Source organism: Candidatus Manganitrophus noduliformans (genome assembly GCF_012184425.1).
GTDB lineage: Bacteria > Nitrospirota > Nitrospiria > SBBL01 > Manganitrophaceae > Manganitrophus > Manganitrophus noduliformans.
Window position 1 is genome coordinate 1,718,927 of the sequence record NZ_VTOW01000001.1, and the last position, 14,464, is coordinate 1,733,390.

Here is a 14,464-nt window from a genome sequence, read left to right on the forward strand (position 1 = left end):
TTTGATCCGTTATTTTTTCCCCTCAATGGCTTTCAGCCATTGCGCCACCTGGACCGCCTCCGGGGAGGCCGGTTTTAATTCCAGGTATCTTTTGTAGTGCAGCGCCGCTTTTCGAGGATTCCGCAGCACACTATCATAAAAAGTGCCGATGTTAAAGTGGGCGTCGGCATATTTCGGATTCACCTCCAATGCCTTGACGTAGGCTTGCTCGGCTTTCTTCATCTCTTTCATCCTCCGAAAGACTTCACCGAGGTTGTTGTGGGCCTTCGCCGATTGGGGCCAGAACCGGATGCTTTCCGCCAGAAGATCGGACGCCTCGGGATACCGCTTTGCTTCGGCGAGGAGGGTCCCCATCTGAAAGAAGGTCTCTCCAAGGAATCGCTTCACCTCCCGGCTGGGGACGGCGAAAGCGATTCCCCGCGCGTCCTGGAGCGTTCCCAACACCACGCCGACGACTTCTCCCTGTTTATTCAGAAGCGGGCCGCCGCTGTTTCCGGGGTTGATCGCCACGTCGGTCTGAAGGACCGGGCGATTCCCAAGAACCCGCTCCGGCGCGCTGATGATCCCTTGCGAGGCCGAGTGGCTGAGACCGAAGGGACAGCCGACCGCCATCACCGACGCGCCGGCTTTGGAGTTGTCGGACTGAGCGAAGGAGAGCGGTTCGGTTTCTTGAAGCGCAATCTGAAGGAGGGCCAGGTCGAGCGCGCTGCTGACCGATAAAACCGTTGCAGGATATTTCGCGCCGTTTTGGAATTGGACCGTCAGGCGGCTTGCCCGATTGGCCTGATGACCGCTCGCCAGGATATATCCCGCTCCGACGATAAAGCCGCTTCCTTCGATCTTCCCCTGTGTCGTCTCGCCTTGCACACAGACCACCTGAGGAAAGGAGAGGACCGGTTCCGGGGGGGCCGTCCGAGCGATCCCCCCCGGCGGAAGAGCCAGGGCCGGAGCGACCGGCGCGGGAGGCATCGGGACGGGGAGGGGCGGCCCGGCCAGTTCTCCGGTAAGGTGAATGTCGCCGTCCCCTTCCTCTTCCGCAATTCCTTTTCCCCGGGCCAGCTTGTCCCCCGGGACGTCGGTCAGTTCGGCGAGCCGCATCTGCGCCCGGGGGGCGAGGGGATGGGTCGGGGCGAGGCTGAGGAAGCGGCGGTAATGAAAGATCGCCTGAACGTTGTTGGCCTTCTCATAAGAGTAGATGTTCGCTAAGTTGTGATGGGCCTTGAAATGGTTCGGATCGATCCGGACCACCTCCCGGTAGGAGGCGACCGCCTCTTCAACCTTGTTTTGTTTCTGGAGAATGACCCCCCGCCGGAAAAGCGCCTCGGTGTTCTGCGGATCGAGCTTGAGGGCGGCGTCGAGCGATTGGAGGGCATCGTCCAGCCGATTTTGGTCGTAGGCGATCAATCCCTCTTCGAGGTGGGTCGGTCCGACCGCGTCGGGCCGAAGCTGCCGGCTGCATCCGGTAAAGAGAATTCCGGCCGCCAAAAAAAGAAGAATGCTTCTAAAGAGTTGTTCCATCAATTCACCTCTCTAATCCAAGATCGGGTAACCCGATTTCGCGACGGCGAGTCCCTTCACGTCGCCGTAGGGGCTCGGGCCTTCGCCGTTCATCCCCGGACGGGGGCTCTTATCGGAGAAGCGGACGATGTCCCCCTTGTGCGGGAGGGTGTTTCCCAGGACGCGCGCCTTCGAGAATTTTTCCGAGACGAAGACCACGGCCAGCTCTCCGATCGGGTTCTCGATGACCCCGACGACCTGATTGGTCTCCGGATCGGTCAGGACCTTCTTGACCGAGAAGAGCGAGAGCCGATCGCCCACGTGGACCTGCGCATTGGCGCCGGCGTTGATGTAGACCAAATTCTCTTCCAGGTGAATCACCTTCCCCAATCCGGTCGAATGGGTCCGGAGCCGTTCCTGGACCGCCCCGATGATAAAGCCGAGGGAATCCTGAATCGTCTGCCGGGTTGCTTTGCCGAGGGGCGTTTTGTGAAAGGCGTCTCCGCCGAAAGTGAGGGTGGGAAAATTCAGATCGACGGCGATCGCTTTCTCCCAGGCCCGCCCTTCCGAGCGGTAGGAATGAAGGATCTCCCCGGTGGAAGTGTCGATGATCCGAAGATCGATCGCCACGTGTGCGGCGGTGAACTCGGCCGACGCTTTCGGGAAGAGCCAGGTGAAAAAGCCGGCCCGTCCGCCGGCCCCGACCGCTTTCTGCTCGAACTCGGTCACCTCGCCGACAATCAGATAATCGACCCCCAACAGCTGCCCCACCTGAGCCGCCGTCTCCTTCGTCACCAATTTGGAGGCGGAGAGCTCCTGCTCACGCATGATCTGGGAGAGGATCGCCCGCTCGACGACGACCACTTTTCCGGTGTTGATCAATTCCGTGACGACCTGGGCGGCCAGCCCTCCGCCGATGTCCCAGCCCCCGTAGACCTGAGCGAACCGGTCGGTGGCGCCGAACCGGGCGACCGCCACGCGGACCTTCCCCGCGGGACCCGCGGCGATCGGCTCGGCCCAGGCCGGCGGAAGCCCCAGGCTGAGAGAGCAGAGGAGGGCGATGACGAAGGATTTAAAATGGTATCGGGTCTTCATAATGATCTCTCCCTTTGGAAACGCCTTAGCGCCTAACATCGTCTATTCGATTCGTTGATGATGTTGACATTGACCTGACTGTTGATGCTCCCCTCGTTGTTTTCCACATTCGCTTCGTTGCTCGAATCGATCAAGATATCCCCCGCGATGATCAGGCCGCCGTCGTCGGTGACCTTTTCCAGCCGGCTTCGGGCCCGGTCGGCCGCCGTGCACTCCGCCTCGGGCGGAAGCGACGGGAAGATGTTCGCCCGCACCCGGATCGATTCCTCATCCCGCTGCTGGCGCCTTTTGATGTCGCGGATGGTTGCCTTCAACTCTTCTTCTTCCTTTTCTTTTTGTTCCTGTTCGGGGGTTTTCGGTTGTTTCTCTTCCGCTTCTTTTTTTGCCTCTTCCCGATCCCTCTCCTCGCTCTGGATGGGAGGGGCGCCGTGCGTCGGTCCGATCTTCCCCCCGAGCAGCAGGGCGATCAGCGCGAATCCGAGCGAGGCGACGATTTTTTTCGTTTCCATGAGATTCCCCTCCCGCGTCCGGAGGGGCGTGAGGATGATCCCACGCCCCTCCCGGTTCCTACTTGTTGTTGCTGTTGCGGTTGACGGTGCTCAGATCGCTGCCGTTGATCTCGGTCTTGCCGGTGATGTTCGCCGAGTTCGATTGCGCGATATCGCCGCTGTTTCCGACCACGCTCCCGACGGAGTTCCTCTGGAAAGTCTTGTTGCCGGTGACGACGGCGCTGTCTTTGATGTCCTTGATCACCTGGTTGCCGACTCCCTTGGCCTGATCGCCTCCGACGTTGTCGCTTGCTTCGCGAATGTCGTTACCGGCCGCCTTGACGGTTTGATTGACCTCTTTGCTGTCATCGCAGCCGAAGAGGCAGATCGCTTTGCTTTCCATCGCCGTCCCGAAAACCAGGGCCAATCCCATCACTGTCGCTACGAATGTCTTCATTTTCATTTCCCCCTTTTATTTTAGAAGTCGTTGTTTTAGGTTGTCGTTCCCGCTTGATCGGAGAGACCCGGGCGCCGCGCCCGGGTCCCGCGCCGGACTATTTGTTGTTGCTGTTGAAGTTGTCCGTGCTCAGATCACTGTTGTTGATTTCGGTTTTGCCGGTGATGTTGGCGGAGTTCGATTGGGTGATGTCGCCCTTGTTGAAGAAGACGCTGCCGACCGAGTTGCTCTGGACCGTGGTGTTGCCGGTGACGACGGCGCTGTCTTTGATGTCCTTGATCACCTGGTTGCCGATTCCCTTGGCCTGGTCGCCGTTGACGTTGTCGCTTGCTTCGCGAATGTCGCGGCCGGCCCCTTTGGCGGTCTGATTCACGGTGGTGCTGTCATCGCATCCGATGAGGCAGATCGCCTTGCTCTCCATCGCGGTTCCGAAAACCAAAGCCAGTCCCATCGCGGTTGCCACTAATGTTGACTTCTTCATTTTTGTATCCCCCCTGTGGATGTTGATTTTGTGAAGAGCGCCGGCGGCCCATCCGCCGATTCCTCATTCACTTTCTTTTTTGCGTTCACGGACAGGGGGTATAGCAAGGGGTGTGCCAATTTCTTTGAAGATGCTTTTTTGTGAAAGGGAGGCGAAAAACGGGTCGTCTCGATTTTGCGGCTCCATCGATGGCGTCCATCCCCGCTTGGACTTTCTGGTTCCTGGAAGAAAAATTATGGATTCCGGAAAAAAGAAGAGAGGGGAGAGGAAGAGGATCAGGGAAAGCGGTCGCGCGTCGGTTTCCACTTGGCACGGAAGATACAGTGTATCTGAAGATGTTCATCCTCATTACGATCACGAGCCTAAGAAGGAAGGCCCTCTTTCATCTGCCGAAGGTCTCCTTGGGATTTGCTAAATGGGGCTAACGGATGTCGCGCCCGGTCCGTAAATTCAAGGTCCGGATGAGCCGGGCGAGATAGGTGCGTTGAAGTCCCAATATCTCGGCGGCTTTGGTCTGATTGCCGCCGGTTTTGTGAAGGGCGTCTTGAATGACCGACCGTTTGTATTGCTCCAGCGCTTCATGAAAGGCCTGCGGTTCTCCGCCGACCAGAACCTTGGCGGTCGATTCCTCCTCCGGCAGAATAATGTCGTCGGGGGTGATGATCCGGTCTCGATCCAGGACGACCGCCCGCTCGATGACGTTCTTTAACTCGCGGATGTTTCCCGGCCAGCTATATTCGGCCAGGAGGGTAATCGCCTCCCGGGTGATCGCCGGCTTTTCTTTTTTGCATTTCATGCTGAAGAAAGCGAGGAAGTGGTCGACCAGCAGGGGAAGATCGTCGAAGCGTTCCGAGAGGGGTGGAAGCGTGAGGGAGATGACATGGAGGCGATAGAAGAGATCGCTCCGGAACTTGCCGGATGCGATCTCTTTTTTTAAATCCCGATTGGTTGCGGAGACGACGCGCACGTCGATCGGAATCGCTTCCCGTCCGCCGACCCGTTGCACCTCCCGCTCCTCCAATACCCGGAGAAGTTTGGCCTGCATCGTCGGGGAGACCTCTCCGATCTCATCTAAAAAGAGGGTGCCGCCGCTCGCCGTTTCGAAGATCCCCTTCTTCTGAGCGAGGGCGCCGGTGAAGGCCCCCTTTTCGTAGCCGAAGAGTTCGGCCTCCAGAAGGGTCTCGGAGAGGGCGGCGCAGTTGATGGCGTAGAACTTTTGATCCCGCCGCAGGCTGCATTGATGGATCGCCTTGGCGAAGAGCTCTTTGCCGGTCCCGGTTTCCCCGACGATGAGGATGGTCGAGTCGACGGGAGCGATCCGCTCGATCTGCTCGTAGAGGATCTGCATCTTGGGGCTTTTCCCGATAATGCCGTGAAAGTCCGATTCTCTTTGGATCGCCCCCTTCAGCTCCTCGTTCGCCTGGGCCAGCGCTTTGTTCTCCATCGTGTAGCGGAGGAGCTGCCGATGGGTCTCCCGTAATTCCCGGACGTGATTGAACAGAGGCGGAATCATTTCCAGTCGCGCCTGGACGATTTCCGGCGACTCTCTCCGGGAGGGTTTCGACTTCCAGGTGAAGCGGTAGCGGGAGTAAGGGGCGTTGAAGAATTGCCCCCGTTCCAGGGTGACGGTCAGCGGACCGGACTGAAGGGTTCCCCCCTTGACGATTTCATATGCGCTGTTTTCCTTTTGATACCGTTCCGGATCCTCCTCCACTTCAGGGGCGAGGATCTTGAGTTCTCCCTCGTGGGGCTGGAGAATCAGCCCTTCCATCATCGCGGGGTGATCGGGAGGCGTTGAGAAAATCTCCGTCCGAAGGGAGACCGGCCTGGCGATGATCACCTCCCTTTTTGAGACGTTTTCGATGACGGCGAGCCGGCCGTCTCTTTTTTGAATCTGGTATCCTCCGAATTCCCGGACAAGGTTCTGGAGCTTGAGTTGAGAAACCTCCTCGGTGCAGCGGGCCTCCTCGACGACCGGAAAGAGCTTCGTGAGCCCCTCATAGTTCCCGCGGATAAACCCGAAGTTGCCGAGAATCGGCTCGACGTTCGGTCCGAATTGGGAGAGCAAGATCGCCTCGGGGCGCTGGGTTTCGGAAGGGGGAAGACACTGCAGCTTGAAGTAGTTGGCGAAGCCGGTGGCCCAAAGATTGGAGCAGTAGAGCGCCTGCTCCATCTGATTCTGAAGCTTCGCAATAATCTCCAGGACGGAGGGGCCGTAGCCCGATTGGAAATACTCTTTGGCCGCCAGGTAGGTGATCTCTTTGGTCCCGCCGGCGTTTTCGGCGGCGAAAATTAAATTCTTGAGGATGTGATGCGGAACCCAGTTGTTGTGGTCAGACAGAAACGCCTTTGGGTCGACAATCGGATTGAGGCGGTTCTCCCCCGATAAAATCTCGTGGTAGTCGATGTCGTCCCCTTTCCCGATCCGCTCCAGATGAAGGATGAGCATTCGGGTGAGAAGACAGGTCGTCCAGGGGGTTTCTTGGTCCATCATCTGGTCCTGTGGTCCTGTTGAGGGGATCGGGAAATACCTACGAAATACTTAAGGTATGTCGGCGTGAAGCTACCTCAAAATCGGACCGTTTGTCAACGAAATAAGATGCCCTTTTTTTATTTCTCCGCGAACGAACAAATCGCGGTCGACGGGAGGAAAGATAAAGGGGGGGCGGATCGGCGAGGGTTCAGGGGGTCTCTTCTTCCGACGTCGGTTCAGGGTCGGGAGGGGGGGACGATTCGGATTCCGGCGGCGCGGGAGATCCTTTTTCATCCAAACGTTCCAGCCGGGCCAGCGCGTCTTTCATCTTCACGCACCACTCCTCTTTCGATTCGCCCGATTGGCACTGCTCCCATTTTTCCTTGCTCTTTTCGGCCAGGCCGACCAGGGCCTGCATGCCGTCGGCAAGGGTGTTCAACGCCTCGTCCAGCGCCCGCTCGATCCGCTCCGCTTCGGAGGGAGGGGGCTCCGGTTCCGAAGGGGGAGCCGCCCAGACCGGGAAAGCGGTTTGGAAGAGGATCAAAAAGAAGAAGAGGGCCCTTCGGTTTGATTTTTGAAAACGCTTGAAGAAAGATAATTGCTGAAAATGAGCCATCGCCCTCTCGCGTTATTCTTTCATGGTCAAACTCAATATACTCCTTTTCAAAGCGGATCGACAAGAGGAAGGGCCGCAATTTATCATCGGCTTCCTCCCTTGTTATTCCGAGGAAGATATGCTAAAGTCAGCCCGTTTTAAACGGTTGGCGTGATTGATAAAGATGAAGAAATCCCATCCGAGCAGATCGACCTCCGCTTTTAGTCTGGTCCCGGGAGCCTCTCCTCAAAGAGGGTATTCAGAAGAGGAGATCCTGGAGAAAGCGGTGAGAGTCGCCGATGGACGATGGGGGGTTGCGTTCGGGCTTTTTATGACGTTTGATTCCGAATCGTCTGCTCCCCTCTGGATTGCGTCGGGTTCTCCTCTCGACGCGAGGCGGGCGGCGAAGCGCATCTTGGCCGACGCGTCGCTCATCGATCAACTCCAAAAGAAAAGAAAGCCGATCTTCCGGGCCGACCCGAAGGCCCCCTCCGTTTTAATTCCACTTTCCCGAAAAATCGTTCCTTTCGGCATTTTCTGCCTCATTCTCGAGCGGGCTGTCTGGAATCGCGCCGATTTTGCGGCCGCGTCGGAAATCGCCTGGCAGGCCGGGACGGCGATTCAGACCCTACGCCAATTAAGAGAGAAAGAACGGGCCCTCCTCCGATGGGATCGTTTTCGACGGATCGTTGCGGAAATTTCTGCGGAGCGGCAGCCGACGTCCCTTTTTACAAAGATCGTCCGGCAGGGGATTGCGTTTTTGGGATTCGATTCGGGCGAAATCGCCCTGTGGGATCCGGCCCAGAGCCGCCTCATCGTTCAGGCTGCTGTGAACATGCCGGCCGGTTCCGAGAAGGCGACCTTCCGAATGGGAGAAGGGATCAACGGAATGGCCGCCCGGACCGGAAGGACGATTGTCTTACATCGGGAACGCGCTTCCTCCTCCCCGGCCAAGGGGGCAAAGGCGCCGCCCTATCAAGTCAAGGTCGCCTCGCCGCTCCGAATCGGAGGACGCACCCTCGGATCCCTCAGCCTCCAAGCCAAATCGGCTGCAAAGCGCATTTCGGATCAGGACCGATTTTTCCTGGAGGCCCTGGCGGATCAGGCGGCCATTGCCGTTGAGAATGCGCGGTCCCTTGATTTGAATCAAAAGGAACTGGCCGAGGCGGAGATGCTTCGGAAGACCGGGATCGAACTGAGCGCCGGGTTGGATCGCTCACGGCTCTTGGAGACGATCTTACATCGGGCTCTATCACTTTCCGGTTTGGACATCGGTTGGATCGCTCTCTGGGATTCGGAGCAGGGATGTCTGAAGGTCGAGAAGGGGGTTCATCTTCCCCCGGCCCTTCTCGGGAAAAAAATCAAGATCGGGGAGGGGCTGGTCGGAAGGGCGGTTCAGGAACGGAAGGTCCTCTTCGTCGATCCCGATCTACAGGGAGGGGAGCCGCTTTGTGAAGCGACCCGCCAGCTTTCGTTGGAATCGGTCATCGCGGCCCCCATCCTCTGGAAAAAGAGAATCCTCGGCGCCTTCTGTCTCGGCACGCGGGACCCGGATCGGCGCATCTCACAGCAGGCGCGTAAAACGGTGGAAGCGCTCTGCCAGCACGCAGCGCCCGCCCTTGCGAACGTCTCGCTTTTCGAGTCGCTTCGCGGCGAGAAAGAACAGTATCGGCGGGATTTGGAGGCGCGTCTGGAGGAGTTGAACCTGCTCCAGCAAGAACTTGCCCGGAAGGAAAAAATGGCCGCCTTGGGGCAGATCGTCGGAAATGTCAATCACGAGCTCCGGCAGCCGCTGGAAGTGATCACCAACGCCGCCTATTACCTTAAAATGCAGCTCGACCGGAATGAGATCGGGCCGATCAAAAAAGAGTTCGAGCGGTTTCTCACGATTATTTCGGATGAGTGTCAGTCGGCGACCGATCTGGTGAACGAGCTGCTCGACTTCACGCGCAAAAAAGAAGCGGTATCGATCCGGGTCGATCTGAACCAGCTCCTGGAGAGTCTTCTTCAGCGGGCCCCCGTTCCGGAGACGGTCCGGATCAAGCGGCGCTTCAGCCGAAAAATCCCGATGGTGTTTATCGACCCGATCCAGGTCTCGCGCGCCTTGGGCAATTTTATCCTCAACGGGATTCAGGCGATGGTACAGGGAGGGACGCTCGAAGTCGCCACCCACCTGACGCGCAAGTCGGTGGAAGTGGTCATCCATGATTCCGGAGAGGGGATCGCGCCGGAGAACATGAGACGGATCTTCGAGCCCCTCTTCACCACCAAAGCGCGCGGGGTCGGTTTGGGACTCCCCCTGGCCAAGCAGTATATCGAGGCGAACCACGGCGAGATCAACGTAGAGAGCCGGGTCGGCATCGGAACCACCTTCCGCGTCTCCTTCCCCCGGCTTCAAGCCGCATAATCAAAAATCCCAAAGACGTTATTCGTTATACGTTGTTCGTTATTCGTAAACGGAAAAGATTTACGTCACGAATAACCATTCACGAATAGCGTCTTTTTCGTTTCACGATCCCTCTCACGGATCGACCGTGATGGCGGCCGACGCGATCGTCGTCGCCCCGTCCGGGTCGGTGACGGTCAACGTGGCGACGAACTCGCCGGGGCGCTCGTAGGTGTGTCGGGCGGTCGGCGCGTAGAACGGCGGGGAGCCGTCCCCGAAATTCCAAGTATAAAAAGTAATCCACCCGTCGGGGTCCTCCGATCTCGTGCCGCTGAAGGCGACCGTAAACGGCGCGGCCCCTCTTCTCGCGGTGGTCGTCATTTGAGCGATCGGCGGCGAATTGTCGTCGGTGACGGTCAGGACCGCCGACTGGCTCGGGGGGGCATCGTCCAATGGCGTGAAGACGGGAGGGTCGGGAGGCGCGACCGTCACCGTGACGGCGGCCTCTCCGGGCGCCAGCGCGGTGGCGAGCCCGCGCTGATCGACCGAGACGATTTCCGGGGCGCTCGAACTCCAGGAGAAGAGGATGCCGTGAAGCGTTCTGCCGTCGGGATCTTTCGCCGTCGCGGTGAACCGGGCCTGGTTGCCGACGAAGAGGATCCGATGTGTGCCGGTCACATCGATCGAGGCGATGGGGGGGGCTTCGGGCGGGACGACGACCGTGAGGGCGGCGGGGTTGCTGACATCGTCCCCAAAAGACGCCGTCAGCGTCGCCGTCCCTTCTTGCAGTCCCGTTACCCAACCGTCGGACGAAACCGACGCGGCCGTCGGGTTGTCGATCTTCCAGATCAGGTTGATCCCGGTCAGCACCTCCCCCTGGCCGTTGAGGACGGTTGCCGCGAATTGCTCCTCGCCGCCGATGCCGAGAATAGCCGAATTCGGCGCAATATGAATCTGCGCAATGTCCGGGGGGGCGAGCTCCTGCAGGGGGGCGGGCCGGGGGGAAGAATCCTCGCCGCAGCCGATGAGAAACAAGAAAAGGAAAAGGGGAACGGCGGTTCGAAGCGGTTGCAGCAGACCCATTCGAGGTGAGCTCATCGAGTGAAGCAATCCGAACCGGTTCACGCGTTTTCTTCCTTGGAAGAAGGTTTTACATCCGCTCGTGGCGCTGCCGTGAGAAAGCCTACGGTTGAGAAAGAGCAAGGATGGTGCCGCCGATCAAAGCCGAAAAGAAGCGATGGTTTGTTCCTCTTCAAGGTCGATCCCCTCTTTTTTGCAAACGAATTGCAAACCGCTTCACGGAGAAGAAAGGGGGGGCGCATTCTTCCATTCGATCTCTGGTCAGTTCTCGTCATTACCCAACGGAAGGAGAGCGGCCTAACCCATTAGAGGAATTGCTGCCGGAGAACTCAACATCGTATCGTGGAAGGTAATACTGATGAAGGGAGAGGCGCATCGCAATCGATTGATAGAGGTGAAGGTTCGGCCATCATGCGGAAGTGGGTTGGAGTTCTGTTGGCGCTTTTGGTAATTGGGGTGGCGATTATTTGGGGGGCTTTATACGCGCAGTCGACCGCCGATTTTATGGGGCACGATCGCCAGCCGATCGCCTTCAGCCATCAACGCCACGCGGGGGAGCTTCAGATCGACTGCCTCTTCTGCCATCGCGGGGCCCGCATCTCCCCCGTCGCATCGGTTCCTTCCGTTTATCTCTGCATGACCTGTCATCGGTCCTTGAAAGAGCAGACCCCGGAGACGGAAAAACTGCTGGCCTATTGGAACGATAAGGAGCCGATTCCGTGGGTCCGGCTGCAGCGTCTTCCCGATTTTGTCCAATTCACGCACGAAATGCACCTGGACGCCGGCTTTCAATGCGCCGACTGCCACGGAGAGGTCGAGCGGATGTCGCAGACGCCCCGGGCCGCCACCTTTGAAATGGGGTGGTGCATCGACTGCCACGAGCGGAACGGGGCCTCGCTCGACTGTTTTACCTGTCATTATTAGAACGGATCGTCTAGATGGATTTGAAGCGGCGTGACTTCTTGAAGGTGGTTGGGTTGGGGGCGGCGGGGTCGATGCTTCCCGGATGCGGGGGAGAGACGGCGAAGCTGATCCCCTATGTCTTGCCGGATGAGGAAATCGTTCCGGGGGTCGCCAACTGGTACGCCTCGGTCTGCCGGGAATGCGAGGCGGGGTGCGGGATCATCGTCCGGGTGATGGAGGGGCGGGCGAGGAAGATCGAGGGGAATCCCGACCATCCGTTGAATCGGGGAAAGCTCTGCGCCCTGGGGCAGGCGAGCCTGCAAGGTCTCTACAACCCCGATCGGATCCGCGGCCCCCTTCAGCGCGACGGCGAACGGGGGGAGGGGCGTTTCAAGCCGATCCCTTGGGAAGAGGCGATGTCGCGCTGGGTGTCGGCGCTTCAAAAACATCCGGGCGGCGCCGTTCTGATCAGCCGGCCGGTCCCGGGGACGCTGGCCGGTCTCTTCTCCACCTTCATGAAGGAAATTTCGGGAACGGTTTTCTTTTATGAACCGTCGGCGGAGCGGCCGTTGCGGGCGGCGAATCGGAAAAGTTTCGGGATCGATTTTCTTCCCGACTACGATCTGGCGAACACGACCTATCTTCTCTCCTTCGGGGCGCCGTTTCTCTCTCATTGGCTCTCCCCGGTTCATTTCGGCGCGGCCTATGGTCGGATGCGCCAGGGCCGGCCTGAGGTCCGGGGCCGGTTCGTTCAGGTGGAGCCGCGTCTCTCGTTGACCGCCGCCAGCGCCGACCGCTGGGTTCCGATCCGCCCCGGAACCGAAGGGCTCCTGGCGGTCGCGATCGGCCGGCTTATTCTGGAGGAGGGGCGGACGAATCTGCCGAGGGGTGATCGAAGCCGTTTTGAAAAGTTTTATGCCTCCTTTTCAATCGACCGGATCGCGAACGAAACGGGGGTGGCCGAGGAGGAGATCGTCCGGCTGGCGCGCGAATTCTACACCGCCGCCTCCCCCCTGGCGATCGGCGGGGGAATCGCCTCGGAGCAGACCAACGGGACCGACACCCTGGTCGCGATCAATGCCCTCAACCTCCTGGTCGGGAACATCAATCGACCGGGAGGAATCCGTTTCTTCCGGCCTTCCGATTTTCCCGCTTCGAGCGCGGAAGTCGTCGGGGAGCAGGCGCTTCTCGATCTGAAGGGGCCGTCCAAGAAAGCGTCGCGCTCCGTTTTGATGCTCTATCAGGCGAATCCGCTCTATACCCTTCCTCCCTCGACGCAATTCCGGCAGGTTTTCGAGGAGGCCGACTTGGTCGTCAGCTTCAGCCCGTTCCTCGATGAGTCGACCGCCATGGCCGATCTGATTCTCCCCGACCATTTCTTTTTGGAGTCGTGGGGGGATCATGTCACCGAGGGGATCGCTCCGGCGGCGGGGCTGGCGCAGCCGGTGGTGATTCCGCGCTACGATACCCGCCCGGTCGGCGATCTTTTCCTCGGCGCCGCGAACCGTTTCGGGGGAGGGGTGAAGGAGCGGCTTTCCTGGACCGATTATAGGACGATGGTCCGGGAGCAGTGGCGGGATTTCTTCGACCGCCGGCAACCGGGGCAGCCGTTTGAGGCCGCGTGGGTCGAGGCGCTTCAAAAAGGAGGCTGGTGGAAACCGGAGGGGAAGCCGGTCTCGATTTCTCAACGGGGGGCGCCGAGCGCGGCGGAGCCGGCCCGGTTCGAGGGGAGCGAGAAGGAGTTTCCGTTTTACTTCTATCCCTTCCCGTCGATGGGACTCCATTACGGACAGGGCGCCAACCGCCCCTGGCTTCAGGAACTTCCCGACCCGATGACGACGGTCGTCTGGGGAAGCTGGGTGGAGATCAACCCGAAGACCGCGCAGGAGTATGGATTGGCCGAGCGGGATCTGGTCCGGGTGATCTCCCCCTACGGCGAGATCGAGGCCCCGGTGGTCTACTTTCCGGGAAATCCGCCCGACCTGATCAGCGTCCCGATTGGGCAAGGCCACCGCGCCTACGGACGTTATGCGGAGGGGCGGGGGGTGAATCCGCTCGCCCTGTTGGCGCCGCTCATCGATGCTCCGTCGGGGGCGCTGGCGACGGGAGCGACCCGCGTCCGGATCGAGCGGACCGGAAGAAAGGGGCGGCCGGTTCTGGTCGACCAAACGGGACAGGGAACGAGAAGACATACCGAAGGAGGAGAAGGAGAGGCTTAAATGGTGGAATATCGAGATCAGAATGCGCCGCCGGGAGGACCGTATCAATGGGGAATGGTGATCGACCTGGACCGCTGCACCGGCTGCGAAGCGTGCGTCGTCGCCTGCAAAGCGGAGAACAATATTCGGATCGCCGGGGAGGACGAAGCGGCCCAGGGGCGGGCGGTCTACTGGATTCGGATCGAGCGCTACTGGGAGGGGGAGTACCCGAACGCGCAGCTCAAGTTCATGCCGGTCCTCTGCCAGCATTGCGGCAACGCCCCGTGCGAGCCGGTCTGTCCGGTCTACGCCTCGTATCACACGCCGGACGGGCTCAACGCCCAGGTCTACAACCGCTGCGTCGGCGTCCGCTACTGCGGGAACAATTGCCCCTACACCGTCCGCTACTTCAACTGGTTCGAGCCGCACTGGGACGAGCCGCTCAACGAGCAGCTCAATCCCGACGTCACGGTCCGCTCGGTCGGCGTGATGGAAAAGTGCACCTTCTGCGTCCAGCGGATTCGGGGCGCGCAACAGACCGCCCAGAAAGAGGGTCGAAGGGTAAAAGACGGCGAGGTGACCCCGGCCTGCGTCCAGAGCTGTCCGACCGAGGCGCTCGTCTTCGGCGACCGGAACGACCCCGAAAGCCGGGTCTCCAAGCTCGCCGAGAGCGACCGCGGCTTCGGCCTGCTGGAAGAGCTCGGAACGAAGCCGGCGATTACGTATTTGAAGAGGATAAAATAAAAATTTTTCAATGTAGGGGCAGGCCCCCTGTCTTCATCATCAAAATCATCAATGCGGGGGGCCGCCC

12 protein-coding genes are annotated in these 14,464 nt (G+C 59.6%); 4 read left to right on the forward strand and 8 right to left on the reverse strand.

What is annotated here, in order from left to right:
- Nucleotides 1–9 precede the first annotated feature (9 nt).
- From MNODULE_RS08400 to MNODULE_RS08430, 7 genes are all read right to left on the reverse strand, one after another.
- Entirely contained in the window at nucleotides 10–1,518 is a 1,509-nt protein-coding gene (locus MNODULE_RS08400; RefSeq protein ID WP_168058981.1) for a S1C family serine protease, read from the reverse strand.
- A 12-nt stretch (nucleotides 1,519–1,530) separates the two neighbouring features.
- The gene (locus MNODULE_RS08405) at nucleotides 1,531–2,592 is read right to left on the reverse strand and encodes a CsgG/HfaB family protein (RefSeq protein ID WP_168058982.1); all 1,062 of its coding nucleotides are present in this window, start codon (nucleotides 2,590–2,592) and stop codon (nucleotides 1,531–1,533) included.
- A 32-nt stretch (nucleotides 2,593–2,624) separates the two neighbouring features.
- Nucleotides 2,625–3,101 carry a hypothetical protein gene (locus tag MNODULE_RS08410; protein ID WP_168058983.1) on the reverse strand — a complete coding sequence of 159 codons (477 nt, stop codon included), beginning with the start codon at nucleotides 3,099–3,101 and terminating at the stop codon, nucleotides 2,625–2,627.
- A gap of 58 nt (nucleotides 3,102–3,159) precedes the next feature.
- A complete protein-coding gene (locus MNODULE_RS08415; protein ID WP_168058984.1) occupies nucleotides 3,160–3,537 on the reverse strand; it encodes a hypothetical protein in 378 nt (125 codons plus the stop codon).
- A 97-nt stretch (nucleotides 3,538–3,634) separates the two neighbouring features.
- On the reverse strand, nucleotides 3,635–4,018 hold the full coding sequence (locus tag MNODULE_RS08420; RefSeq protein WP_168058985.1) for a hypothetical protein: 384 nt from the start codon (nucleotides 4,016–4,018) through the stop codon (nucleotides 3,635–3,637).
- A 421-nt stretch (nucleotides 4,019–4,439) separates the two neighbouring features.
- The gene (locus MNODULE_RS08425) at nucleotides 4,440–6,512 is read right to left on the reverse strand and encodes a sigma-54 interaction domain-containing protein (protein ID WP_168058986.1); all 2,073 of its coding nucleotides are present in this window, start codon (nucleotides 6,510–6,512) and stop codon (nucleotides 4,440–4,442) included.
- Between the two features lie 187 nt (nucleotides 6,513–6,699).
- Entirely contained in the window at nucleotides 6,700–7,107 is a 408-nt protein-coding gene (locus MNODULE_RS08430; RefSeq protein ID WP_168058987.1) for a hypothetical protein, read from the reverse strand.
- A gap of 163 nt (nucleotides 7,108–7,270) precedes the next feature.
- Here MNODULE_RS08430 and MNODULE_RS08435 point away from each other — a divergent pair, with 163 nt between their 5' ends.
- On the forward strand, nucleotides 7,271–9,493 hold the full coding sequence (locus tag MNODULE_RS08435; RefSeq protein WP_168058988.1) for a GAF domain-containing sensor histidine kinase: 2,223 nt from the start codon (nucleotides 7,271–7,273) through the stop codon (nucleotides 9,491–9,493).
- 114 nt (nucleotides 9,494–9,607) lie between these two features.
- Here MNODULE_RS08435 and MNODULE_RS08440 read toward each other — a convergent pair whose 3' ends face one another.
- Nucleotides 9,608–10,570 (reverse strand): PKD domain-containing protein, encoded by a 963-nt coding sequence (locus tag MNODULE_RS08440; protein WP_168058989.1) that lies wholly within the window; start codon nucleotides 10,568–10,570, stop codon nucleotides 9,608–9,610.
- Between the two features lie 393 nt (nucleotides 10,571–10,963).
- Between MNODULE_RS08440 and MNODULE_RS08445 the strand changes: the two genes are divergently transcribed.
- Genes MNODULE_RS08445 through MNODULE_RS08455 form a run of 3 tightly spaced genes read left to right on the forward strand, consistent with a single transcriptional unit; the run spans nucleotide 10,964 to nucleotide 14,397 of the window.
- The gene (locus tag MNODULE_RS08445; protein WP_168058990.1) at nucleotides 10,964–11,476 is read left to right on the forward strand and encodes a cytochrome c3 family protein; all 513 of its coding nucleotides are present in this window, start codon (nucleotides 10,964–10,966) and stop codon (nucleotides 11,474–11,476) included.
- Nucleotides 11,477–11,490: 14 nt separating this feature from the next.
- Nucleotides 11,491–13,674, forward strand: coding sequence for a molybdopterin-containing oxidoreductase family protein (locus MNODULE_RS08450; RefSeq protein WP_168058991.1), 2,184 nt, complete (start codon nucleotides 11,491–11,493; stop codon nucleotides 13,672–13,674).
- Nucleotides 13,675–14,397, forward strand: a complete 723-nt coding sequence (locus MNODULE_RS08455) for a 4Fe-4S dicluster domain-containing protein (RefSeq protein WP_168058992.1) — start codon at nucleotides 13,675–13,677, stop codon at nucleotides 14,395–14,397.
- Nucleotides 14,398–14,464: the final 67 nt, after the last annotated feature.